This is a genomic window from Helicobacter equorum, from assembly GCF_900198655.1.
Taxonomy (GTDB): domain Bacteria; phylum Campylobacterota; class Campylobacteria; order Campylobacterales; family Helicobacteraceae; genus Helicobacter_F; species Helicobacter_F equorum.
The window spans coordinates 1-25009 of sequence record NZ_FZPO01000010.1; the positions used below are offsets into that span (position 1 = coordinate 1).

Consider the following 25009-nt stretch of genomic DNA (forward strand, 5'->3'; position numbering starts at 1 on the left):
CCATTATATGCGACATAGAAGATGAGCGGATTATGTTTTCACATTTCCCTGTTTTTAACAGAAAGGTGCATGATAGATTCACAAAAGCGCGTGATATTTTAGATGAAACCTACAAACTCGCACAATGCTCCCTTAATATACACGGACATTTACACTCCAAAGAAAGTGGCAATGATTTTTGTATCAATGTTAGTTGCGAAAAACTTGGTTTTATCCCACGCAAATTAGGAGAGATTTTGCAATCTCATAAGAAAAAAAGAAGCTTTTATGCTTGAATTTTTTACAGCCATTAGCGTGGGTTGTGTAAAATGCAACATCCCAAAGTCCAAAAGAGCTTTGCTTGAAAAACTCCAAAAGCTTGGGGTCTTAGAATCTACACAAACCAAAGATGTAATAAAACTCAAAGATGAATTTCTTATCGGTATTGTCGATACGACCTTGAGTAAATCTCATAGCTTTTTGACACCATTGCACCCACAATACAAACAAGATTATATCCTCAAAAGCATTCCACGCAATGTCTTTAGGGGCGACATCATTCTAGCCAAGAGAGAACATATCAAACAAGGAAAAATAAAGGGTATAATGCGCTACAAAAGCATAGCGCGGTTTTTATGTGTGCTAGAAGCAAAAGAAAGTTTTGATATATGTGTATTGTTACAACACAAAGGCACGATATATGCCTTTAGCCTACAAAATGGGCAAAGATTCACACCCAAAGCCTCACAAAAATCCCTCCGCACATTGCCACCACATTGTGTCATCAAAATCGATTTGCGATCTCTTGAGATTCACAAGGTGCTAGGAGTGCTTGATAATCCAAACATTGACAAACAAATCGTGCTAGAGCAACACGCCTTAGATCAAGATTTCACACCCCAAAGCCTACTACTTGCACAAAGTTATGGCACACGTGTATTAAAATCCCATTATCCACACAGACGCGATTATACACATCTAGCATTTTGTGTTATCGATCCTAAGGGTGCCAAAGATCATGATGATGCAATTTATTATGATATAGCATCACAAACACTCTATGTCGCTATCGCCGATGTGAGCGAATATGTGAGCAAAAATAGCGCTCTTGATACACAAGCAAGAGTAAGAGGCTTTAGCGTGTATTTTCCAGATTCTGTCGTGCCTATGCTACCATTTGCACTCTCTAGCAAACTTTGCTCACTGCAAAAAAATCGCTTGCGTCTTGCGCTTGTGTGGGAGATTAGCCTCAAAAATGGGCAACTACAACATCATGCTCTTTATGAAGGAATCATTAAAACAAAAGAATGCATCGATTATGAAAGTTTAGATTCCGCACTTACGCAAAAAAAACTACCACAATCACTCAAATGGCTATATGCCTATGTTTCAGAGGTAAAAAAACTCCGTGCCAATCGCCTAAAAATCGGTTATGATCTCCATAGCCCAAACCCAAATATACATATAGATTCTATAGGCAGAGTAACGCATATAGATCTAGATCATACTTCCCTTGCACACCACATCATCGAAGAATCTATGCTTCTAGCCAATATCGCTACAGCACAAATGCTTCACAAACACACACCAAATGGGCTTTATAGAATCCACCAACCACCAAAAGAAAGTAAAATATTCCAACTTTTAGATGCCCTGCAAGATTTGGGTGCGCCTATTATACGATCTAAGTTAAAAGATCAATTTGATGCAATTCAGCATTGGGCAAAACAAAAGAGTGATCGATTTGCACAAATCATAGATACACTCATTATTCGATCTTTTAGCAAGGCGTGCTATAGTGCCACGCCTTCAGAGCATTTTGGATTAGGGTTTGGACTTTATACACATTTTACCTCACCCATAAGGCGTTATGGGGATTTGTGTGTGCATAGAATCCTAAAATGCCTCTTGCACGATGCCAAGGGATTGGAATACCTCACAGCAAATATGGAGAGTATCGCGCAAGAGCTTAACCTCAAACAAAAGACAATTAGCTACCTAGAACGCGATTTTAGCAACCTAAAAAGCGTGCGATATGTTCTAGATCTTTTGGCACAAAATCCTAATAAGCCCATTGTATGCGAGGCGATCTTGCTTGATGATACTATAGAAAATGATGGGTTTGCAAAATCCCTAGCCCTAGATCTCATTCCAAATACCTATATTTTGTTACAATCTTGCGGGGAGTTTGAAAAATTTGCAATTTTTCATGTGCGTATCACAGGAGCAGATCTCATTGCACGCGAGATCTATGGCGCAATTACCAAAGCCAAATCCACAACCAAAAAGAGGGAAAATGTATAAAAAAGATCTAGATTCTCTCCTTACCAAACCAAACCCTCCAAGAGCCTATCTACTCTATGGTGCAAGTGAGTTTCTCATAACACACTATGGCATAAAAATCGCCAAATTTTTGGCTAACACCCAAGAGGTGCAAAAATTTTTTTATGATGAATGCGATGTGGATAATATCCACGCATTACTTAGCCAAAATTCACTTTTTGGAGGCGATACATTTATCCTTATGAAACTTGATAAAAAGCTTGATAAGAAATCTTGTGAATCTCTCCTCAAAGCTTTAGAATCTAACCCAAGCAATGCGCTTATTATTGAGTTTCATATCTCTAGCTCCAAAAGTGAGGCTGAATATATGCAAGATTGTCGTGCCTTTGCCAATGCGTTTAAAAGCCCTAATATACCGGTGGCAGAAGTGCGATTTTTTGAACTAAGTTTGCAAGAGAATCTAGAATTTTTGCACACTCACGCCAAAGATCTAAACCTCGAAATCCATACACAAGATTTACGTTATATCCTAGAGCTACAAAATAGCAATCTCTCAATTGCGTATAAAGAACTTGAAAAAATTTGTATTGGACTAGATTCACAAGGTGTGCGCCACATCAGCAGTGAAGAAGTGCGATTTTTGTGTGAGGGCATAGCAAGTTTTAGTGTTGAAGAGCTATTTTGTGCAGTTATGGACAAAAAGCCATTTGTGAAGATTCTCCAAAATATTTATGAAGAAGGCACGAGTGAAGTAATGCTTGTGCGAGAACTGCAACGATTTTTTTACCAACTTTTTTTATTTTTTAGTTATATCAAAACGCATGGTAATCTCAATGCAAATGAGATTTTGGGATTTACTCCACCAAAACATATTCTTGATCGACAACGTAAATATTGCCTGTATTTTAAAGAGGCTGATTATATTGAGATTTTTGACTTACTAAACCGCTGGGATAGGGAAGCCAAAAGTGGTAAAAGCAAAAATTCCCTCACGACTTTAATAAAAATTCAAGCTATGCTTAGATAGAATCAGCCCCTTATGCCTTGCTCTTTTGTTTAAATACAAGAGGGCGGTTACACCAAAAGGAGATTCTATGAAACACTACGAGACGATGTTTATCATCAAACCTACTCTAGTCGAAGAAGAAATCAAAGCGAAAATTGATTTTTTCAAAGATATTATTATCAAAAATGGCGGTGCTATTGAAACTTGCCTAGATATGGGTATGAGAAATCTTGCCTATGAAATCAAAAAAAATAAGCGTGGCTATTATTTTGTAATCTACTTCAAAGCTCCTACAAACCTTATTGCAGAGCTTGAAAGAAATTACAGAATTAATGAAGATGTGTTGCGATTTATTGTTATCAAATACGAAAACAAAAAAGAGCAAAAAGCATGGCAAACACTTGTAGATAGAGCTAACAATAAACCAGAACCAAAGAAACAAAAAGCTGAATCTACTCCCAAAGATTCACAAGAAGTACCAAAAGAGGCTTGAGGAACATTTGGGATTAAAGTTAAGCTATAGGCAAAGGGGATAGGATGTATAACAAAGTCATTATTATAGGAAATCTCACACGCGATGTAGATTTACGTTATTTGCCTAGTGGTAGTGCGATAGCCACACTTGGACTTGCCTCCAATAGACGCTATAACAAGCAAGATGGAGGCAAGGGCGAGGAAGTGTGCTTTGTCGATGTGAAATTGTTTGGTAGGAGTGCAGAAGTTGCAAATCAATACCTTAAGCGTGGATCAAAAGTCCTTATTGAGGGACGATTAGCTTTTGAAAGCTGGACAGACCAAAGTGGGCAAAAACGATCCAAGCATAGTGTGATTGCAGAGAGTATGCAAATGCTTGATTCACGCACACAAAACACAGAAGATTCTGGATATACTCCTAACTATGTGGATAATACCTACTCTCAAACACCACAAAATCAGCACACAGCATATAACCAACCGCAACAAGCATATAATACCCAACACAATAATGCGTATCCACAAAATATCCCCGAAATCAACATAGACGATGAAGAAATACCATTCTAAAAGGAGAACTTATGGAAAAGAAAAAATACTCAAAACGATATTGTCGCTACACAGAAGCTAAGTTGGAATTTATCGATTATAAAGATGTCGATATGCTTAAGCACTCACTTTCAGAGCGCTACAAAATTATGCCTCGTCGCCTCACTGGTAACACAAAAAAATGGCAAGAGCGCGTGGAAGTAGCAATCAAACGCGCACGACATATGGCACTTATCCCATATATCATCGATCGCAAAAAGGTTGTTGAAAATCCTTTTAAAATCTAAGTGTAAATTCTTTGGGGGGGGGGGACCCAAAGAATTCCTTGCATCCTCCACTTTTTATCACAAAGAAATTTTTCTAAGATGCTGATCTTCTAGTATATATACTTTGTCACACATCTGTGCTATCTGTCTATCATGTGTCGCGATGATGAGGGCAGTGTTTTGTTGCTCCACATACTCAAAAATACATTCCATAACCTTATGTGCTGTGCGTGAATCTAGATTCCCTGTAGGCTCATCGGCAAAAATAATCTTTGGTTTCTTGCTAAGCACACGCGCGATAGAAAGCCGTTGCTGCTGTCCACCACTCAATTCTCCGATATGTTGCTTTAGTGTATGTGCAATCTCAAAACGCTCCAAAAGCTCCATATCCATAGGCTGGTTGCTCACAATACTTGCAAGTTCAAGATTCTCTGCGACATTAAATCCACGAAAAAGATAATGGGCTTGAAAAATGATACCTAGCTCGTAACGGCGAATATGCAATAATTCTTGATCCTTTAGGGTGTATATATTATGAAATTGCAAAATATCTACCTCGCCATTTGTAGGTGGAAGCATAGTGCAGAGATTGTTTAAAATCGTGCTTTTTCCACTCCCGCTCACGCCTACAATAGCGATTTTTTCTCGCTCATTTACCACAAGATCTAAACCTTCATAAATCAATGAATCAAAGCTATGACACAGATTTTTAGCGCGCAATAATGTCATCTTACTCCTTCCAACTAAGTTGTGCGTTTTTTTCACACAGCATAATCCACGCAAACACGCGTGAAACCGCCAAGTATAACTTAGGATCAATTTCTGAATCTAAAGGCATATCTAAAAGTGAATCCACCAAAACTTCATTACAAAATAATGGCACATCATATTCCTTTGCTTTGGCAATGATACGCATTGCTACCTCACCCCTACCGCTTGCCACAACCTTTGGGGCATTATGCATATCCACATTATAGGCAAGTGCAGCAGCTTTTGAAAATGTCTTTGCCATTGTTAAAATGCAAGCTGGATACGATCCACATCTGCCCACGATGTGCGAGAATGCCCATTGTTACCACGAATCTCAAGATGTTTAAGAACCTCTAAGGTATTGCGCACAAACATATCTGTTTCTAGATTCACGCGTTGGGCGAGTGTATAGGTTTTAAAAAGCGTATTTTGTAGCGTATGAGGTATAATCGTAAGCCAAAAGCCATTTTGTGTAACATCTACAACCGTTAAACTCACACCATCAACACTAATAGAACCTTTTGGCAAAATAGCACACAAACTCTGTGCGGAAGTCGTGATAAAAAAATTACTTTGGGTAGGAAGATGTGTGATATGCCTAATCACACCTATAGCATCAATATGTCCTTGCACGATATGCCCATCAAGTCGAGAATCTGCACGCAATGCTGGTTCAATATGCACAGGAGCGTTAGAAGTAAATTTTTCTAATGCAATAAGGCTTTTTGTCGTGTCACTAAGCTGAGCAACAAATCCTCTAGGACTAGATTCTATGGCAGTGAGGCACACACCATTTACCGCTATAGAATCCCCTATAAGTGGTTGGTAGGCACAAAGCACTTCAAGTCTATTTCCAACCAAAGAAGAGATCTTGCCAATCTCCCTAATAAGCCCACTAAACATAGCAATCCTTGCTTAAATTTATTATGTTACAATTAGCTAAATTTTATCATATTTTCTCTAAAAGGTGTTTATACGATGATGATTGATACGCATTGTCATTTAGATTCGCAAGTATATGATGCAGACTTGGATCGTGTGATTGCTGATGCGCTACATGCAGGGATTAAACAAATTATCATACCTGGTGCATTTGGTGGTGATCTTCCTAAAGCTAGAGAAATCGCACATCGCTACCAACATATTTATTTTGCTGCTGGGATTCACCCATATGAACTTGATAGCTTTAGTGAGGATTTGTTGCGAGGATTTGTATGCGATGAAAAATGTGTGGCTATTGGAGAGTGTGGTTTGGATTATTTTCGCCTACCTGAAAGTGGGGTTGAATCTTACAAGAACCGCCAAAAAAAACTTTTTATCGCACAAATTGAGCTTGCACTAGAATACAAAAAACCACTCATTGTGCATGTGCGTGAGGCTTCAAATGATGCATTTGAAATCCTCAAAGCGTATCCTGAACTTAGAGGTGTCTTGCACTGCTTTAATGCCGATAGAATCTTGTTAGGATTACAAAACTTTTATTATGGTATTGGTGGAGTTTGCACCTTTAAAAATGCACGAAGACTCATTGAAGTGCTTCCTCTTGTGCCAAAAGATCGGATCTTGCTTGAAACAGATGCACCTTATCTCACGCCTCATCCACATAGAGGGGAGCGCAACGAGCCAAAATATATTCCTTTTGTTGCAGAAAAAATTGCCGAGATCCTCTCACTAAGCGACAAGGAGATTCGAACTCTTAGCACACAGAATGCCTATGCGCTCTTTACGCAGATTCCACCTATTTTGGAGCAAGCTATATGAGATTTTTACTCTTTGGTATAGTATTTTGTATCCATGTATGGGCGGTAGAGCATTATTCTTTTGTTGATAGTGATGAGCATACGCCAAGGATTTTGCAATCTTTTGGGCTTAGTTATGATTTTTTACCCGAACAAACCGATCAACGCAATGCCATAGAATCTAGTGCGCAATATTTCCTTAAGCGCTTTGATAATAGTTATGTATTTATTCCCATTATACGCAATATGATAGCCCAAGAAGGCTTACCACAAGAATTTTTATTTTTGGCAATGGTTGAATCTGAATTTATTATCAACGCCAAAAGCTCCAAAAAAGCTTCTGGTATTTGGCAGTTTATGCCTGGAACCGCCAAAGGCTTAGGACTAGAAATCAATGAATACATCGATGAAAGACAAGATCCCATAAAAAGCACACAAGCAGCAATTACATATTTAAAGCAACTCCACGATCTCACCGGAGAGTGGTATCTAGCTATGATGGCGTATAATTGTGGTTATACACGCTTACAAAAAGCCATAGAAGATGCTGGGGGTGATAGCTCCTTGCAAACTCTCTTGGATGAGGAAAAAAAATATCTCCCACCTGAAACACGAAACTATATCCGAAAAATTGTAGCGATGAGTCTTGTGTTTAATGATGCAGATTTTCTCAAAAATAACAATTCTGAATACCTCCTCAATCGTGGCGCAACGGACACACTTGCAATTTTGAAGCTAAAAAGTGGTGTGCCATTGGGTCTTATCGCTACAAATGCAGGAATGTCATTAAATGAGTTACGAAGCTATAATGCGCATTTTAAATACGCATTTTTACCCCCCGGATCAAGTACCAAAGAATATAATGTATATTTGCCCTATGAGAAACTCGCACGATTTAAGCAACATTTTGACACAAACTATAAGCCAAATTCTGCTTTTATGTTGCATAAAGTCCAAAAAGGCGATACGCTAAGCTCTATTGCACGCCAATACAAAACAAGCATTAATGAGTTAAAACGCATCAATGGTCTAAAAAATTCACATTTATCTATTAATCAAAAAGTCGTAATTCCAATTCCCAAAAAGTCCTAAAGAGTAGCGTAGCATGAAAAAACTTAGTATCCTAATACCCATACTAGCACACATACTTGTGGGTGCAGAAAAGCTCGAGGTCAATGCAAAAACCTTTCAAAGCGATGACAAAACTAATCTCATTGAGCTTAATACTGACGTCTTTATCAAAAAGGCAAATGATAAACTTTGGGCACAAAAAGTCATCATCAAAACAGATAAAAAACGCAAACCCTTAGAATATACCGCGACTGGCGACGTGAGATTTTATGTAGAAACCCAAGATGGCAGGAAAATAAATGGTAGCGCACAAAAAGTGGTGTATGACACCGTAGCTGATGAATATCGCCTCTATGACAATGCTAAAATCCAAGAAAAAGATAGCCCAAATACCATTATTGGAGAGTTTATGACTCTCAATAACAAAAAAGGGCAAGCATATTCCCAAGGGGCAAAAGACAAGCCTACAACGCTTATATTTTTACTTGATGAGGAGGAAGATACAAAAGATTCTCAAAGTACCTCAAACAACAAGCAAAAGAAATAATAAAAGAGTATATATGCTTATTACCAAAAATGCGCGTTTTCTCACAAGTGCACAACACATCGCACAAGCTCCAAGCCCACAAAGTAGTGAAATTGTTTTTTTAGGACGTAGCAATGTAGGAAAATCAAGCTTCCTTAATATACTGCTAGGCAAAAAATTAGCCAAAAGCTCTGCCACACCTGGTAAAACACAACTTATCAATTTTTTTGGAGTGGAGTTTATCAAGAATAATGAGATACTTCCGCTTGTATTTGTGGATCTTCCTGGCTTTGGATATGCCAAAGTGAGCAAAGAAACAAAGGCGAAATGGGAGAAAAACTTGCTAGAGTTTTTACAAAAACGCAGTGCAATCAAACTTTTTATACATTTGCGTGATGCTCGTCATCCAAATCTAGCACAAGATGATGAGGTATTGCAATTCCTAACAAATCTCAAACGCGGTGATCAAGAGATTGTAACAATTTTTACTAAAGCCGATAAACTTACCCAAAGCAAAATCGCTAAGCTAAAAAACTCCCGTGCTATCCTTAGTAGCACACTCCAAAACCCAAAACTAAAAATTCCCACAACAGAGGAGTTGCGAACAACTATATTGCAAAAAGTTTTGGGTTACAATCAAAAACACTAATGTCTCAATAAAAGAATAAAGCTACACGACACAAAGCTTGTTATGTATTCCCTCTAAGAGCTATTTCTTGCACAAAACGATGTGTGGGAATATGGATATTATGCAATAATAAAGCTTCTCTTTGGTGAAGTCCTCTTGTAGGGAAAAACCATCTTTTGCATAAAACTTTAACATTACTCCATAAAGAAAATTGTTTAGAGGGTATAAGAAATGCCAAATCATAATAAAACTTATATGTTTCCATAGTGTTTTTGACAAGTGTAAGAATCTCTTGCTTATATCTTTGTTCATCCAGCAATATCTCATTGAGCGCTTGAACACTAAAACTAACATCTGTTTCTTGACATAATTCTACCCTACAGGCATTTGGTGTAAATATTTGTTTATGAAAAAATAATGTGAAGTCCTTAAGTTTCCCATTAGCAAAATCTAAAAGTACACTAAAACTCTCTTGTTCTCTTTGGGTATAAGCCTTATGTGGCGTACAAAATGCAAAGTTTCCAAGACTATAAAATATTAAGCACTCTCTTTGTCTTGTGTAATACGACTCATAGCCCTGTGCCCAATGCGGGTGATGTCCAACAATAATATCTACACCCATATCACACAAAAATTTATAGAATCTACGAAATTGGGGCAAAGGTAAATCAACATTCTCTAATCCAGCATGAACAATAGCTATTAAGACATCAACATTTGCACGCAACTCTACTATTTGCCGAACAAAAGCTTCATCAAACAAATCCACATATCCACATTCTGCATCTAAAAAAATTCCAACACTATCTAATGCCCCAAACTGACTCTCGCCACCATTAATCACACCAATGCGTGTATTATTGATCTGTGTTCTTATAATAGGGGGGGGGGTGGTAGATGTATTATACGATCCTATATATTCCGCTTTATGTTGTGTGATCACGTCCATCGTGGATTGCAAAGCATCTGCACCATAATCAAAAATATGATTATTCGCTAAACAAAATACATCAAAACCTAAATTTGCAAGATCTGCGATAACATGAGAATCTTGGGACATATGCGGTCCTGCCTTGATGATAGGCACTCCAACACCACTGATAGGAGCTTCGAGGTTACAAAAACTTAAATTTTTATTAATAAGATCTGACAATTCATGGCATACTTCTATGCGAGGCTTACTGACAATATCACCACAAATAAAAATCCCCATACACAACCCTTTTTACATTTTATCACTTTCCATCTTTTAATTATCACACACCCCAAATATCAACGAAATTATCATTTACCCATAAACTTTGTGTGTTACCAAACTTAACACTTATATTTGTGCATTTGTGTGAATCTCCTTAAAAGTCTCAAACACATCACCTACACGCACATCATTATAGTTTTCAAGCATAATTCCGCACTCATAGCCCTTGCTCACTTCTTTTACATCATCTTTGAATCTCTTAAGTGAAGTAATTTGACCTGTATGCACCACCACGCCATCGCGTATAAGACGCACTTTGATTCCGCGAGTAATGGTGCCATCTACCACCATGCAACCAGCAACAACACCAACCTTTGGTATGGTAAATGTCTCTCGAACTTGTGCTTGTCCTGTATTTTCCTCTTGTATAACTGGACTCATCAAGCCTGATACAAGTCCTTTTAGCTCATCAAGCAATGCGTAAATTACCGAATATGTCTTAATCTCAACATTTAACTCTTTTGCCTTTGCCTTCACATTGCCTGTAGGGCGCACATTAAAACCAAGTATAAAGCTATTTTCACTAGTGCTTGCAAGGGAGACATCGCCATCAGTAATCCCCCCAACACTCGCACTTACGATATTAATACGCACCTCATCATTACTAAGCCCTTCTAAACTTGCCTTAATGGCTTCAAGACTACCTTGAGTATCGGCTTTCACAATCACAGGCAACACCGCTAAATTCCCCTGTGCTACCATGTCACCCAATTCCTCAAAAGTAACTTTCGTCGTTTTGCTAAGCTCTTTTTGTCGCAAATACGAAGCGCGTTTTTGGGCATATTCTCGCGCTTGTGCCTCACTATCTAGTGCAACAAGAGTGCTTCCGGCTTCTGGCACTTCAGATAAACCAACAATCTGTGCAATACTTGAGGGCGTAAGGGATTTTATCGGCTTACCCATATCATCATTCATTGCTCGTATGCGCCCAAATGCAGTCCCTGCTACCACAGAATCTCCCACCTGCAATGTCCCACTCTGCACGATGATAGTCGCCACAGGTCCTCTACCTTTCTCTAAACTACCCTCCAACACAACAGCCTTTGCCTTACCTTCCTTTGCAGCCTTTAGCTCCAAGAGTTGGGCTTGTATAATAATCGTTTCTAACAGCGTATCTACACCCATACCAGTTTTAGCGGATATAGGGATAAACTCATACTCTCCACCCCATTCATTTGGCGTGAATCCGAGTTCAGCACATTCAGCCTTGAGTTTATCAGGATTAACATTCTCTTTATCCATTTTATTCATCGCAATAATAATCTGCACACCTGCTGCTTTAGCGTGATTTAGCGCTTCAATGGTTTGAGGCTTGACACCATCATCTGCAGCTATTACAATAATAGCAATATCTGTAACTTGTGTGCCACGACTACGCATACTGCTAAATGCTTCGTGTCCGGGTGTATCAATAAAGCTAATTGTCTTATTATCTTTTTGCACCATGTATGCACCGATATGTTGTGTGATACCACCAGCTTCCTTGTGTGCCACTCGCGAATTACGAATATAATCGAGCAAAGAAGTTTTTCCATGATCGACATGCCCCATGATAGTTACCACAGGTGGTCGCTCTGCAAGGAATTGTGTGTTTTCTTCATACACGACTTCAAAGCTACTTTTTTGATCCAAAATTGAGACTTGGATTTTAAATTCCTCTGCCAAAATCTCAATAGAATCCTTATCCAAAAAGTCATTTTTTGTCGCCATAACCCCTAAATCAAAAAGTGCTTTTATCACATCTTTAAGCTCTCTACCAGAAAGATCAGCAAACTCATATACACGCACTTCTTCAGGAATAGTGATCACGCTTTTTAACTCTTTTGGTGGTTCTTTTTGTTGGTATTTTTTATTTTTCTTACCACCACGACGGATAGAACCCTCATTCATCCAAGGACTTTTTTTATGCACCTGCACGCGATCAGTGATCGCTTGTTTAATGCGATTTTCCTCTTCCTCATCACGCATTTCACGCTCATTAAGATCAAAAAGCATGATTTCATCTTGCTCATCATCATAATCGCGATCAAAAGTAATCTCTCTATCCTCTAAAATATCGATCTTGTGTTCATCGCTATGTTTATTGGTAGGGCGAGATTTTGCTACTTTTTTGGGTTTTTTATTGTAGCCCTCATCTTGAGTTTGCGCAAGAAGCTCCTTGTAGCTCACGGATTGCGTGGCTTTAAGTTGTGCTTGTGGAGTTGGCTTTACTTGATCGTTTTTGCGGACAATACGTAATCCTCTTTTTTCTGGCTCTTTATTTTGCGTGTCATCTTGTGCAATCTGTAAGGGAGAAGCTACTTCTATCTTGGGCTGTATTTGCACAAAATCTACAAGAGGAGTCTTTAACTCTGCTTTGGATATATCTATAGAATCTTGTTCTTGTGGTTTTTCCTCTTTTGGAGTCTTAGTATTTTGTGTTTTTGGCCTTGTAGCTGTCTTTTTTGTCGAGGTTTTTTCTTTGGCTTGAGTCTTTGGTTTTGGTGGGTTTGGATTCTTGCCTGTAGATAAAAACTCATATAACGCGCCTGCTTCCTCTTCTGTTATACTTGAGGAAGTTGTCTTGACTTTTAACCCCATTTCTAGGGCTTTTTCAAAGACTTCTTTTGTTGTTTTTGCGCATTCTTCAGCTACTTCAGCCAATCTCACTTTTGCCATATCTACTACACTCCTTTAGATTCTGTAATTTGTTGTATATTATAACGCCTCATGACACCACGCAATGCTTTTGGATCTTGATAACATTGTGCACAAATATAAAAACTCCTACCAACACCACTAAATACACATAAAGTATTGTGCGTAACTTGAAACCTTTGGAGTGTGTGTTGCAAAAACCTGCCCCTACACACCACGCACATTCTTGTTTGTTTAGGATTTCTCACATTATACCAACATTCTAGTTAAAATTCTCTAACACCCATATTATCAAACTCCAACTCGAGAATGCGACACTGTGGAAATTTTTCTGCCAACACACTTGCAAGTTTTTTACTATCATCTCTATAACATATATTTAGAAACGACGATCCGCTACCACTCAATGTGCTTAGCAATGCACCATACTCTAGTGCGGTTTTTTGCAAAGCAAAAAGCATAGGTAGGGCTTTCATACGCGTATTTTGGTGAATCCTATCTCTACTTGCCAAGCGCAATTTCTCCCAATCCTTTTGAAAAAATGCTACACTAAGAAGTGAGGAATGCGAGAGATTAAACACACAATCCCTTAGACTATAGTACTTTGGCAATGCTTTGCGAGAGTGTTTGGTAGACATAGTGCGTGTAGGTATGGCTACCACAGCACACACGCTATCAGGAATGTCTGTATGCATATGCACAACATTTTGCGATTGAATCTTGTTGCCATAATGTTCCAAAATCGCGACATTAAAGCCACCAAAAACTGCCGGAGTAACATTATCTGGATGATTTTCATACTCTGTAGCCAAATTTAAAATTTTTTGCTTATCAATAGCTTCTCCAACATATGTGAGTGCAGCATAAATCGCACTTACAATCACAGCCGAACTCGACCCCAAACCACGCGATACTGGTATGGCATTTTCAAACAAAAATTTACAATGTGCTTGTCTATCATAGCGTTCTAGAATCTGTGAAAAAATCTTCACAAACACATTATCAACTTTCAATTTCACATAATGCTCACCTTCACCCACAATTTGGATACTTGTAATATGTGCAGGGGTAATTTGAATCTTATTATATAAACCTAACGCCAACCCCAAAGAATCAAAGCCTGGACCAAGATTTGCACTTGTAGCAGGGACAATAATATTCATTGTTGCTCCATTTATACCGCTGGTAAAATATATAAAGGCGTGTTTTCACACGAAAAATCCTTAGGATACAAAACCTTTGGCAATCTAAATTCTATCGCCTCACATTCTGTCTCTAGCAAAATCTCATCATCACGCAAGACAAAATACTTGTTTGCAAAAGCATGGATAGGATTTGCATTATTAAACGCAAAACTTGAGGCACTATAAAGCCTATAACCCTTAGTAAGAGCGAGTGTATGCAAATAAATATGCGTAGCTTTAAGCGCACTAAAGCGTCCGGGACCACGCGCATAATACATGTGTTCTATCTCCACCCTTTTGGCAAAAAGCATGCTAAAGAGTTCGTTTAGGGCATATGTCGTATGACCATAAAATCTGTATGTTTCTTGTAGCTCCATACCTTCAGATTCTGTATTGCTAGATAGTATTTTGCTTGTGTAGATTCCCGCTAGAAGTGGTTCATTGACACTAACAATAACCAAAGAATATCTCTGCATATTTACACTCTTAATTAGAATCTTGGGGCATATTTTCAGACTGCAAATCTTTGGATTGTGAATCTGCGTGTGTAGATTCTAATGAATCCATAAATTCTTGCGGAGCCTTTGGGATTTGTGGTAACGATGGAATATTTGTAGCTTGTTCACCTTGTGGTTGGCGCATTTTTTGTGTGATATTTGCAGCTTTTTGGGCATCCATTTTAGCAAGGATCTTACTCACATCTTTAGAATCCATGTTTGATAAAATTTCTACGACTTCTTGTTCAGGCATTTGCTCAAAAATCGCTGCGGATTTACCCTCTTTCATTTGTTGGTAACTTTGTGTGACTTTATCGTCACTACCTTTTTTCATCTTGCGCAAAATTTCTTCATTCTTGGCTATAAGATCTTGAATATATTCTTCACGCGCTTTCATATCAAGCTCGGCTTGTTCTTGGGATTTTTGAAACTCTGCTTTTGCCTGTTCTTTTGCTTTCTGAAATTCCAAAATCTTTTCGTTAATGCTAGATTCTTGCTCACTAAGTTTACGTCTTTTTTCTTCCAAAAGCACCTGTGTAGCATTTTGAAAAACTTGGAGTGCTTGCTGACGCTCATCTATGGCTTGGAGTTCTTGGCGAATCTCATCTTTGCGCTGATCAAATATAATGTTACAATCAAGTAATTGTGTTTGGGTTTGCTTACCCCCATCGGCTGTCATTCCAACACCACAAAACACCATTAGCAACAAAATAATTCGCTTCACACTCCATTACCTCCTGCGATGAAGTAAGACAGAGATTTCATCAAGTTCTTTGTCCCCTAAAATCTTAAGAAGTTTATATCTAGATTCTTGCTCTTTTGTATCAAGGTATTTGATTTTTTCATATTCGATAGAAATATGCTTATATTCCTCACGCAAAGCTTTTGCTTGAGCCTTTAATTGGGAAAGCTCACTATGAAGCCCATCAATATGCGTCAAAAGCCTATCTCTTGTATCCGCAAGAGCGATATAAGCACCAAAATCCCCATTTTTTGGGAAATGCACCTCACCCACATCGCACATAAATGCATCAATTTCAGCTTGTTTTTGTGTGATAAGGAGATTGTGTTGCATCATTTTACGCTCATGATTTTGCAGTGCCTTATAGCGTATATCAAGGATAGCACTAAATTTTGTTTTCACAACCTCTCCTTAACGCACGATCACATCTTCACGCTCTGGACTTGTAGATATAAGGGATATTTTCACACCAATATATTGCTCCAAGAAATCGATATAGGCTTTTGCATTTTTTGGAAGTCTAGATTCATCTCGTATATTAGCCACACTCTCCCAACCTGCAAACTCTGTATAAATTGGCTTGACATTTTCATAATCGGTGGGAATATGTGTAATTGTTTCACCTTTGTATTCATAGGCAGTGCAAACTTTGATTGTATCCAATCCATCAAGCACATCCATTTTCATAATGCCTAACTTTGTACAACCATTTAACCTACAAGCATACTTAACAGCCACCGCATCAAACCAACCACATCGGCGTGATCGACCTGTAGTAGTGCCAAATTCTGCACCTTTTTGACGCATATACTCGCCCTCGTTACCAAAGTCTTCTGTAGGAAATACGCCGTTACCCACTCTTGTGCAATATGCCTTGGCAACCCCAATCACTTCTTTGAGATCTCTAGGGGCTAATCCTGTGCCACTGCATGCACCAGAAGCCGTAGTGCTAGAGCTTGTCACAAATGGATATGTGCCATGATCTATATCAAGCATACTGCCTTGTGCCCCTTCACACAAAATCTTTTTGCCTTCCTCTTGGGCTTTCCATAAAAACTGCGTGGTATCGCACACAAATGGCAATAACACCTTAGCGCTAGATTCTAATGCACTCATTACAGAATCTACGCTAGGCAATGTAAATGCATATCTTTCCTGCAAAATCTGCATATCATCGATAGCGTTGGTAACTTTTTGCTCCAAAGCCCCAAATGAGCGTAAATCCACCATACGAATCCCGTTACGTGCAATTTTATCTGTATATGCTGGTCCTATGCCTTTACCTGTTGTGCCAATTGCCTTATCTTTTTTACTAAGCTCTTTTGCTTTATCAAGCACACTATGATAGGGCAAAATAATATGAGCCTTATCGCTAATAAAAAGCCGTCCTTGCAAATTCGTAAATGGCTCTAACTCACGCAAAAGTGCGCTAGGATCTATGACGACACCATTTCCGATGACATTTTTGCAATGCGGATACAAAATCCCTGATGGGATAAGATGTAAGGCAATCTTTTGTCCATTGACTACGATAGTATGACCTGCATTATGTCCCCCTTGATAACGCACGACATAATCATATGTTTTTGCGAGTGCATCAACAATCTTGCCCTTGCCTTCATCACCCCATTGAATCCCAACAACCAAATCTGCCATTTTATAGCTCCCCTCTAGTTTGATGACTGCTTGAGCAAAATATCCACGATACTATCAGTATAGATAGCAAACCCGCACGATGGGGTTTGTGAAATTGTGTATTTACCGCCGATAACAAGAATCGTGTTCCCACTTATCATACGATAAAACAAATCATCATAATAATGCCCTGGTGCATAAAAAAGTGGTGAAAAAATACTCTCTTCATATTCACAAAAACTTGCACATCCTAACATTGCCTCTAATTCTTTGGCTAAAAAATTTGGCATATTTTTGATACACCGCTCCAAATCCTGTTTGGTATTGACTTCAATAAGTTCTTTTAAAAAATATTCTTTACTTGCAATACGCTCCACATCAGGATTGTTAAACTCTTGTATGTCAATATTGAGGTGCTGGGCACATAAAAGCGGAATCTTTTGATTACAAATTTGTAGCAAGGGTCGCAATCCTAACGTATTCATAATCATAGTCGATAGCCCCATAACAGGCGTAAGTGAAATACTATCAAGAAATTCTGCACCAATTTGATGAAGCTCTGTAGTAGGATACCCATATACTGGCTGAATGTAAAACCATTTCTTGTGACTTGTGCTACGTGCAATTCTTTTGGTAATAATACGCATTACATCAATCGTGCTATCATAGCGTAAGACTATCTGATGATTATCTTCTCCACTAAAATAAATCATATCGCGATTAGAAAAATCCCCTTGATGATTGAGAAAACTAAAAATAGGTGTTGCAATCTCTTTATAATCATTTTCATAGAGAATCTTCGTGGCTTTAGATTCTATATCACGCTTTAAGCGCGCGGACTTGCCAAAATATAGTTTGCTCCCTTGTGGTAATTCGTGGTCTAAAATCAATCCTCATCCTTTAGCTAAAAGTTGCGATTATAACACACGCACACTTTAAACATCAATTAACAATTTACTTTAACTCCTTACAATGCCAAATTCAATTCACATTATCAAAAGGAAACATATGGCAAAAAAAGTAGCACTTCTCATGAGTGGCGGTGTAGATAGCTCATATTGTGCTTATCTGCTCAAATCTCAAGGTTATGAAGTCATAGGAATATATCTCAAACTCCACGACAAAGAGGCAAAACACGAGGTTTTTATTGGTAACTGCCAAAAAGTTAGCAAAGAATTGGATATAGAATTTCATGTTTTACAAGCCCAATCGGAGTTCAAAACAATCGTGTATAATGAGTTTGTGAATGCCTACAAGCGTGGCGAAACGCCAAATCCATGCACACTTTGCAATCCACTTATTAAATTTGGTCTAGCCCTCCAAGAAGCAAAAAAAATGGGTTGTGAGTATATAGCCACAGGACATTATGCCAAAATCACACAATACAATGGCATCAATCGTATAGCTAAAGCACGCGATACAAGCAAGGATCAAAGCTATTTTCTTTATGCGTTGCCACAAGAGGCACTAGATTGTATTATTTTTCCGCTAGGCGATAGCTTGAAGGTTGAAATTAAACCTACGGCATTACAGATTCTGCCATTTTTAGGAACACTAGAAACATATAAAGATTCTCAAGAAATCTGCTTTGTAGAGACAGATTATATTGATGTGCTTAAAAAACACGAACAGGTGGAACAAACAGGTATAGTGCGTAATGCACAAGGAGAGGTAGTGGGAGAACATAATGGCTATATGCAATACACCATTGGCAAACGCAAAGGGTTTAAGGTATTTGGTGCTCACACACCACATTACGTTATGGGTATTAATCCAGAAAAAAATGAGCTTATTGTCGGTAGCAAGGAAGAATTACAAACAAACATAGTATATGCAACAAATAAATCTCTTACTATACCACTTACCAAAGAATTGTATGAAGTTAAGATACGCTACCGATCCGCGCCAATCAAAGCACACATTAGCATAGAAAATAATATTATTACTGCCAAATTACAAGAGAGTGCTTATGGAGTAGCAAAAGGGCAAGCACTCGTAGTGTATGATGGTGATATTGTGCTTGGCGGTGGTGTAATTATATAACCACATATCTTTAGAATCTTATAGGATTCTAAAGATACCTTGCAGCAATCCAAGTGCATCTTTAGTCGCCAAGCAAAACCAACTAATGTCCGCAGCCACAGCCTCCACCACAGCAACCGCTACCATTGTTATGATGATGACCGCCACCAGTTCCGCAACCACAGCCTCCACCTACACCACCTTGCAAAATTTCCATTTCTGTTGCATCACGCACATCTAACACACTAACATTAAAGTTTAGTGTTTTTCCTGCTAGTGGGTGATTGTAGTCGATAATCACAACTTGATCGTTAAAATCTTTTACGATCACCTGTGCAGTTTGTCCATCATCACTCTGACCAAAAAGTGTCATACCAATCCTAAGATCGATTCCTTCAAATTGATCGCGTGCAAGTTCCTGGATTAAATCTGCTTGATAAATTCCATACGCATCTTCTGGCTTAACTTCTATAGAGAGTTTGTCTCCAGATTTTGCCCCCATAAGAGCATTTTCTAAACCACTAATAATCTGATTTGCACCCACAAGAAATTCTAGCGGTGTGCCATCTTTGTTAGAATCTATAACCTCATTATTTTGTGCATCTGATACTTCGTATCCTATGCTAACAACCTTATTTTGTGTAATCATTTGTATTCCTTTATTGTTTAAGTTCTTTGGCTTGTGCGGCCTCTTTACTCTGTGGATATGTCGCTATTAAGACTTCCAAAAAAGAATTATAGTTTGGCATATCTTTAATCCCCTTGAAACAAAGGGCTGTATGTAGCAAAAGCGTAGGCATATACGTACCGCCATCACTAAGAGCAACACTCGCCTTGTAATATTTAATCGCCAAATGGTAATCTTTTTGCAAATACGCAATTTCACCCAAATAAAAGGTTACTTCTGGTGTCTTATATTTATTATCTTTAAGCCATAGCATGATGTCTTTGGCGGATTTATATTGTTTTTTGGTTATAAATTCCTTACCTTGAGCAAAAAGCTCAGCACTCTTATTTTTGTCAAACTTTATTGGATTCTTTTGTGAATCTTCGCTTTGTTTCTTTACACCCTTAGTCTGGGTATTATTTAGTTTTTCAAGTTCTTGAAGGATACTCTCTTGCGTCTTAAGGGTAAGTGCATGAATTTCTTGCATTTTGGAATCTAAATCTGCAATCTGTCTGCCTTGGTCTTGCAACAAAGTTTTGAATGTCGCTACTTCGGTTTTTAGATTCTCGATATCTTGTGTGTTTGTTGTGTTCTGTTGGATAGTAGTTTGAAACTTTTGATGTTGTGATTCATACAAACTCATTAATCCCTCTTGGGATTGTGTGAGAGCTTCTTGTTGCTCTTTAATTTGTGTTGTAAGATTTAGTAAATTTTGTGTGATACTTTGAAGATTAGAGAGATCCTTTTTTGTTGCACCACTTTGTTTTTCAAACGCTGAAGGCTCACTAGCTCCATAACAAATCCACAAAAGAAGCAAAAAAGAAATGTAATATTTCATTGTGCTTCTTTGTGAAAAAATTATTTCGCGACTTTAAAATCAACGCGTCTATTAGCTTTGTAGCATTCTTGTGTAGCTTGTGTGCAAACAGGCTTACTCTCACCATATGTCACAGTAGAAATATTTTTAGAATCTACACCACGCACTTCAAGAGCATTTCTCACGGCATCTGCGCGTTTTTTACCAAGCGCAAAATTATATTCATCAGATCCAAAAGAATCGGTATTGCCCTCTAAAACTATTTTTGCGCCTGATTGCTTAAGTGCGTTTGCGGCCTGATCGATGTTTGCAAGCATATCATCTGCGATTGTGTATTTATCAAACCCAAAAAGAATTGTTGGTAAACTATTTTTGTCAAGCTGGACAAAATTATCACTATTTCTACCACTTGCTGTATCTGCTCCAACACTGCTACCATCTGGTGAGATAATCACAGGTGTTGTAGAAGCATCTTGCCCCTGCACCGCTATAGCACCGCTACCACCGCTAGAGACCTTAGTATTATCTCCACAACCACTCATCAATAACAAAAATGCTCCAAAGAAACCAATAATACGAACTTTTTTCATGACTACTCCTTAATCTTTGAGATCTTAGCTAATTATAGCCTTTAAAGGTTTGTAAGTCAAATTACCAATCATAAGATTGAATTTTTGCCTGTGGAAGTGGGAAAAAATAACTACTATTGTAATCTAATCGGATAATACCCAATGCGCTTTGTGTTTGTGTATTTTTAAGATACATAATATTTTTACCATCTTTTGAGAATGTTGGCATTTGATTAGAACCTTTTTCTGTAAGACGGCGTATAAAATCGCTATTAGTAGCAATTAAATAGAGATTAAATGTATTAAGTCCAAACTCATTATTACTTTCGCGACTCGTATATACAATGTATTTATCATAACTAGCCACAGCACTATTATTGCGTCCGTGAAAGACAAGTTGCTCGACATTGCCTCCATCAAGGTTTGTGGCAAAGACATTTGGATAACCCAATCTATCAGAAACAAATGCCACATCTCTTTCATTATTGATAAATTTTCCACCTACATCAATGCCAGAAAATGTCGTAAGCCTCTTAAGATTCTTTGTTGATACGTCATAAAGATATACATCGGCCGCATTTTTAGTCGGCGTGAGTGTGAGCAGTAATTTTTGTCCATCACTACTCACATCTGAAACCACTGCCATACCATCACTTTGCAAAAGAACTTCTGCGGTATTAGTGCTTATTTGGTAGCGTAAAATCGTAGGTTTATTATCGATATAGCGCGTGAAATATATAATATTTTTTTCTTTATTGCCCCATTTTGGGAAAATATTTAACCCACCCTGTATCATATCTTGCTCAAAACTAAGCGTATAATCCGCCAAAACAATCACGCTACTGCCTGAAGTTGTATATTTAGAAAGCACGACAAGCTCACGCATCCAATCTATCGATGGCGCTTGGACATAAGCATTAATGCCAATACACATCTCATGTGCTACAAATGGATAATGTTTTAGAGTGGGTTGTGTGTATTCTTTCTCAAGGACTTTTTTGCCACTATGGACATCATAAAGCACCAAATATCCTACAATTGTTTCATTCTTTTTACTCGCACTCACGCGCGCCACAAGATCGACTTTTTTGTCTTTATAAACTTGAAAATCTAGATCCTTATCTTTGAGATTCTCACCTTTTTCTACCTGAAAATGATTACTTACTTTTAGATCTCCAACAAGATGTGCAAAAATCTTTTGCCCGTATTCACTATTATCCACGACATGCTCGACAACAATAAAAGGAAGTTTTGTAGAGCTTGTAACAATCTCGAGTGTTGCATCAAGCGCATTCATTGGTAGTGCCCAAAAACTCCACATACAAATACATACAAGCAAGCGTTTTAGCATTTTATCTCCTTAAAAAGTATGTATTATAACGCAAAACTTTAATTTCAACATTAGATGCCCTCTTTAAATACAGCACTCTTAAATATCAAACATATGAATCTTAGATTACCCTGGATTGCCCGATTCTATACAATGCAAAATCATAACGCACGGGATCATCTGGACAATATTTTTGAAGCGATTTGGTAAGCTCTAATGCCGCAGCAAGATCATAGGTTTTGCGTTTTAGAAGTCCTAATTTTTGTCCTATCGCAAAGGTATGTGTATCAAGCGGTATGATAAGCTCACTTGGTGCGATTATATCTTGCCAAATTCCAAAATCTAGTGCATCATCACGCACAAGCCATCGTGCAAAAAGATTCCATCGCTTTAGGGGACTTTTGCCCTTGGGATTAAACAAAGACGTGAGAGTTTGTGAATCCCCATACTTCCCAAAATGTATATCTTTGGGTAATTCCGCACCAATGGCAAAATCCACGCCTCTACTAGAAACGCCAAGCCTAAAGGCTATCTCGCGCAATGTCGCTATGCTATGATAAATTGCATTGAGGATTCTATAAGGCGTGTAGCCACTCTTTGTGCCACGAGCAAAAATTTCTCTAATGCCACCACACCTAATACATTCTCGCAAAATTGCAAACAATGCGTGTATATCCTGTGCATTTTGGAAGCGGTAATAAGGTGTCCCATGTGTTTGTGTTCCTGTATACTCTAATAGCCCAAAATCTAGCGTATGCAAAAATGCAACAATTTGCTTGGCGCTACCATACGAAAGAAGCGCGCACAAAAGTGCTATTTCTGCAAAATATGGATGTTGTGTATAGCGTCGCACAACTACGATAGGATCTGGTGTGTTAAGATTCTCCAAGGTATTACAACCCTCATAATGTGAATCTAAAAAATGCTGCAGTTTTTGTGTATTTTTCAAATGTTGTGTGACACAAGATTTTTGTGGCATTATGGCACAAAATCTATCAAAATCATACCCGCAAATGCCTCGTCTTTATAAAATTCCACGCGATACATACGATTTGCACTATCAACAGCAAATCTCTTAAACATACTATTTTTCTGTATAAGTGTATCAAACTCTTGAGGCTTAGGACTCTTATCTCCGGGCTTGACAAATCCTATCACATTGGCACGATAGCCTTCTTTAGATTCTATCCAAAATGACTGCTTGACTTGAATGATTGTGCCCATTTTGACTTCCTTGGCTTCCTCCCCATCGATACGCATATATACACTTGGCAATGTATGATCAAATTCTAAATACAAGGGCTTAATCACGCCCATTGTGCGCATACCATATTTGATACCAATAGTAGAATCCTCTCTGTGCATAAGCCCTACAATATAGCTTTGAGAATCTATGGGCAGATCTTGGAGTTGTGTTTTAGCACTTTGTGGCATAGGGAAATAATTTAGCGGTGACTTAAGATGTAAAAGCGGTAATGTAATCAGTGAATCTATACTAAAGGTAATATTTGGATCGTCAATGAGTTTAGCAGTTGTCTGTGGATCTAGTGTAAAGTTACGCTCAAATTCAATCCCAACTGCGTGCAAAAAGCCCTCAATGCCTAACAAATGATAATATACCTTTTCTCGTAATGGCAAGGTTTTGGATGCCTCATGCGCAAAAGCTGGTTTATTGTGTGTGATAGCAAAAAATGTAAGGCTTTTTTGCATTTCTTTATCTTTTGTGGCGGTATAGGTATTGTGAATGTGATACGTGTGCAAAGGCTTTAAGATTCCGGTATTTGTATGTGCTACTACCTGTGAAATAATCTCTTTAAGATTACCATATGGGGTAACTTCAATAGAATCTTGATCGATAATCGAGCAATTCCCCCAACGCTTGGGATTAAGCATATCATTGATATATGTCTCACGATAAAACCCGCTACCATCATGCATGTGAAAAATTGCCTGTACATCAGGTCGCAAAATCTGTTCTTTGATTTTTTGAATCGTGTTATATTCAGGATCTTTAGTGCTAAGTGTGGCAAATTTACGATTTAAATCGCCATACACACCTCGGCTATTATAATACATAGAATGTGGGCTAAGCACAGGTATTACCCGGATATTACCCTTTTTAATCGTATAGTATTGAAGTAAAAGGTTTGTCGCATTATAGGCGCCAGGTTCATCACCTTGTATACCAGACATAATAAGCACACTAGGACCATTTGAATCCTTAGTTGGCATATCATAGACTTTGAAGTCAATAGGTGCAGTTTTTGCTCCCCACATCACACCAAAACCCATCGCCATCAATATACTAATACGCCATATTTTTAACTGCATACACATTCCTTTGATTAAAAAAGGTGACATTATAACATAAACGCAATGC

Annotated in this window: 28 protein-coding genes and 1 pseudogene; 11 read left to right on the forward strand and 18 right to left on the reverse strand. The window is 38.2% G+C overall.

Annotated features, from left to right (window positions below):
- From C6H22_RS02385 to rpsR, 6 genes and pseudogenes are all read left to right on the forward strand, one after another.
- Nucleotides 1–275: pseudogene (locus C6H22_RS02385) on the forward strand (metallophosphoesterase); the annotation flags it as partial.
- Nucleotides 268–2283 carry an RNB domain-containing ribonuclease gene (locus C6H22_RS02390; protein WP_104693743.1) on the forward strand — a complete coding sequence of 672 codons (2016 nt, stop codon included), beginning with the start codon at nucleotides 268–270 and terminating at the stop codon, nucleotides 2281–2283. The pseudogene C6H22_RS02385 and the gene C6H22_RS02390, both read left to right, overlap by 8 nt.
- A complete protein-coding gene (gene holA / locus C6H22_RS02395) occupies nucleotides 2276–3289 on the forward strand; it encodes a DNA polymerase III subunit delta (protein WP_104693744.1) in 1014 nt (337 codons plus the stop codon). Before C6H22_RS02390 ends, holA begins: the two co-directional genes overlap by 8 nt.
- A gap of 67 nt (nucleotides 3290–3356) precedes the next feature.
- Entirely contained in the window at nucleotides 3357–3761 is a 405-nt protein-coding gene (gene rpsF / locus C6H22_RS02400; protein ID WP_104693745.1) for a 30S ribosomal protein S6, read from the forward strand.
- Between the two features lie 44 nt (nucleotides 3762–3805).
- A complete protein-coding gene (locus C6H22_RS02405) occupies nucleotides 3806–4312 on the forward strand; it encodes a single-stranded DNA-binding protein (protein ID WP_104693746.1) in 507 nt (168 codons plus the stop codon).
- Nucleotides 4313–4323: 11 nt separating this feature from the next.
- Complete coding sequence (gene rpsR / locus C6H22_RS02410; RefSeq protein ID WP_104693747.1) at nucleotides 4324–4578, forward strand: 30S ribosomal protein S18; 255 nt, start codon at nucleotides 4324–4326, stop codon at nucleotides 4576–4578.
- A 57-nt stretch (nucleotides 4579–4635) separates the two neighbouring features.
- On the opposite strand, the gene C6H22_RS02415 is transcribed toward rpsR, so the two are convergent.
- From C6H22_RS02415 to ribE, 3 genes are read right to left on the reverse strand one after another with little or no spacing between them, the layout of a single operon-like run.
- The gene (locus C6H22_RS02415; protein ID WP_104693748.1) at nucleotides 4636–5286 is read right to left on the reverse strand and encodes an ABC transporter ATP-binding protein; all 651 of its coding nucleotides are present in this window, start codon (nucleotides 5284–5286) and stop codon (nucleotides 4636–4638) included.
- Between the two features lies 1 nt (nucleotide 5287).
- Entirely contained in the window at nucleotides 5288–5569 is a 282-nt protein-coding gene (locus C6H22_RS02420; protein ID WP_104693749.1) for an EscU/YscU/HrcU family type III secretion system export apparatus switch protein, read from the reverse strand.
- Between the two features lie 2 nt (nucleotides 5570–5571).
- A complete protein-coding gene (gene ribE, locus C6H22_RS02425; RefSeq protein ID WP_104693750.1) occupies nucleotides 5572–6210 on the reverse strand; it encodes a riboflavin synthase in 639 nt (212 codons plus the stop codon).
- 75 nt (nucleotides 6211–6285) lie between these two features.
- Here ribE and C6H22_RS02430 point away from each other — a divergent pair, with 75 nt between their 5' ends.
- From C6H22_RS02430 to yihA, 4 genes are read left to right on the forward strand one after another with little or no spacing between them, the layout of a single operon-like run.
- On the forward strand, nucleotides 6286–7068 hold the full coding sequence (locus C6H22_RS02430; RefSeq protein ID WP_199769797.1) for a TatD family hydrolase: 783 nt from the start codon (nucleotides 6286–6288) through the stop codon (nucleotides 7066–7068).
- The gene (locus C6H22_RS02435) at nucleotides 7065–8138 is read left to right on the forward strand and encodes a lytic transglycosylase domain-containing protein (protein WP_104693751.1); all 1074 of its coding nucleotides are present in this window, start codon (nucleotides 7065–7067) and stop codon (nucleotides 8136–8138) included. The genes C6H22_RS02430 and C6H22_RS02435 overlap by 4 nt, the downstream gene beginning before the upstream one ends.
- 13 nt (nucleotides 8139–8151) lie before the next feature.
- Nucleotides 8152–8664 (forward strand): lipopolysaccharide transport periplasmic protein LptA, encoded by a 513-nt coding sequence (gene lptA / locus C6H22_RS02440; RefSeq protein WP_104693752.1) that lies wholly within the window; start codon nucleotides 8152–8154, stop codon nucleotides 8662–8664.
- Nucleotides 8665–8677: 13 nt separating this feature from the next.
- Nucleotides 8678–9292, forward strand: coding sequence for a ribosome biogenesis GTP-binding protein YihA/YsxC (gene yihA, locus C6H22_RS02445; protein ID WP_104693753.1), 615 nt, complete (start codon nucleotides 8678–8680; stop codon nucleotides 9290–9292).
- Nucleotides 9293–9332: 40 nt separating this feature from the next.
- Here the strand turns inward: yihA and C6H22_RS02450 are convergent, their stop codons facing one another.
- The 9 genes from C6H22_RS02450 to C6H22_RS02485 all read right to left on the reverse strand — a co-directional run bounded on the left by C6H22_RS02450 (nucleotide 9333) and on the right by C6H22_RS02485 (nucleotide 18114).
- Nucleotides 9333–10484 (reverse strand): CapA family protein, encoded by a 1152-nt coding sequence (locus C6H22_RS02450; protein ID WP_104693754.1) that lies wholly within the window; start codon nucleotides 10482–10484, stop codon nucleotides 9333–9335.
- Between the two features lie 111 nt (nucleotides 10485–10595).
- Nucleotides 10596–13187, reverse strand: coding sequence for a translation initiation factor IF-2 (gene infB / locus C6H22_RS02455; protein WP_104693755.1), 2592 nt, complete (start codon nucleotides 13185–13187; stop codon nucleotides 10596–10598).
- A 5-nt stretch (nucleotides 13188–13192) separates the two neighbouring features.
- Complete coding sequence (locus tag C6H22_RS08595; protein WP_233707001.1) at nucleotides 13193–13363, reverse strand: hypothetical protein; 171 nt, start codon at nucleotides 13361–13363, stop codon at nucleotides 13193–13195.
- Nucleotides 13364–13432: 69 nt separating this feature from the next.
- Entirely contained in the window at nucleotides 13433–14329 is an 897-nt protein-coding gene (gene thrB, locus C6H22_RS02460; protein WP_104693756.1) for a homoserine kinase, read from the reverse strand.
- Nucleotides 14330–14340: 11 nt separating this feature from the next.
- Nucleotides 14341–14826, reverse strand: a complete 486-nt coding sequence (locus tag C6H22_RS02465) for a hypothetical protein (RefSeq protein ID WP_104693757.1) — start codon at nucleotides 14824–14826, stop codon at nucleotides 14341–14343.
- Between the two features lie 10 nt (nucleotides 14827–14836).
- On the reverse strand, nucleotides 14837–15571 hold the full coding sequence (locus C6H22_RS02470; RefSeq protein ID WP_158654591.1) for a MotE family protein: 735 nt from the start codon (nucleotides 15569–15571) through the stop codon (nucleotides 14837–14839).
- A 6-nt stretch (nucleotides 15572–15577) separates the two neighbouring features.
- Nucleotides 15578–15991 carry a flagellar export protein FliJ gene (locus C6H22_RS02475; protein WP_104693759.1) on the reverse strand — a complete coding sequence of 138 codons (414 nt, stop codon included), beginning with the start codon at nucleotides 15989–15991 and terminating at the stop codon, nucleotides 15578–15580.
- A 9-nt stretch (nucleotides 15992–16000) separates the two neighbouring features.
- The gene (locus C6H22_RS02480; protein WP_104693760.1) at nucleotides 16001–17245 is read right to left on the reverse strand and encodes an adenylosuccinate synthase; all 1245 of its coding nucleotides are present in this window, start codon (nucleotides 17243–17245) and stop codon (nucleotides 16001–16003) included.
- Nucleotides 17246–17259: 14 nt separating this feature from the next.
- On the reverse strand, nucleotides 17260–18114 hold the full coding sequence (locus C6H22_RS02485; RefSeq protein WP_104693761.1) for an ATP phosphoribosyltransferase regulatory subunit: 855 nt from the start codon (nucleotides 18112–18114) through the stop codon (nucleotides 17260–17262).
- 118 nt (nucleotides 18115–18232) lie between these two features.
- Here C6H22_RS02485 and mnmA point away from each other — a divergent pair, with 118 nt between their 5' ends.
- Entirely contained in the window at nucleotides 18233–19267 is a 1035-nt protein-coding gene (gene mnmA / locus C6H22_RS02490; RefSeq protein ID WP_104693762.1) for a tRNA 2-thiouridine(34) synthase MnmA, read from the forward strand.
- An 82-nt stretch (nucleotides 19268–19349) separates the two neighbouring features.
- Here mnmA and C6H22_RS02495 read toward each other — a convergent pair whose 3' ends face one another.
- From C6H22_RS02495 to C6H22_RS02520, 6 genes are all read right to left on the reverse strand, one after another.
- The gene (locus tag C6H22_RS02495; protein ID WP_104693763.1) at nucleotides 19350–19895 is read right to left on the reverse strand and encodes an FKBP-type peptidyl-prolyl cis-trans isomerase; all 546 of its coding nucleotides are present in this window, start codon (nucleotides 19893–19895) and stop codon (nucleotides 19350–19352) included.
- A 10-nt stretch (nucleotides 19896–19905) separates the two neighbouring features.
- A complete protein-coding gene (locus tag C6H22_RS02500; RefSeq protein ID WP_104693764.1) occupies nucleotides 19906–20751 on the reverse strand; it encodes a tetratricopeptide repeat protein in 846 nt (281 codons plus the stop codon).
- A gap of 20 nt (nucleotides 20752–20771) precedes the next feature.
- Complete coding sequence (locus C6H22_RS02505) at nucleotides 20772–21320, reverse strand: OmpA family protein (RefSeq protein ID WP_233707002.1); 549 nt, start codon at nucleotides 21318–21320, stop codon at nucleotides 20772–20774.
- Between the two features lie 61 nt (nucleotides 21321–21381).
- Complete coding sequence (tolB, locus tag C6H22_RS02510; RefSeq protein ID WP_233707003.1) at nucleotides 21382–22650, reverse strand: Tol-Pal system protein TolB; 1269 nt, start codon at nucleotides 22648–22650, stop codon at nucleotides 21382–21384.
- Between the two features lie 100 nt (nucleotides 22651–22750).
- The gene (locus C6H22_RS02515; RefSeq protein WP_104693765.1) at nucleotides 22751–23608 is read right to left on the reverse strand and encodes a TIGR02757 family protein; all 858 of its coding nucleotides are present in this window, start codon (nucleotides 23606–23608) and stop codon (nucleotides 22751–22753) included.
- Nucleotides 23608–24960 (reverse strand): M99 family carboxypeptidase catalytic domain-containing protein, encoded by a 1353-nt coding sequence (locus C6H22_RS02520; RefSeq protein WP_158654592.1) that lies wholly within the window; start codon nucleotides 24958–24960, stop codon nucleotides 23608–23610. The genes C6H22_RS02515 and C6H22_RS02520 overlap by 1 nt, the downstream gene beginning before the upstream one ends.
- Nucleotides 24961–25009: the final 49 nt, after the last annotated feature.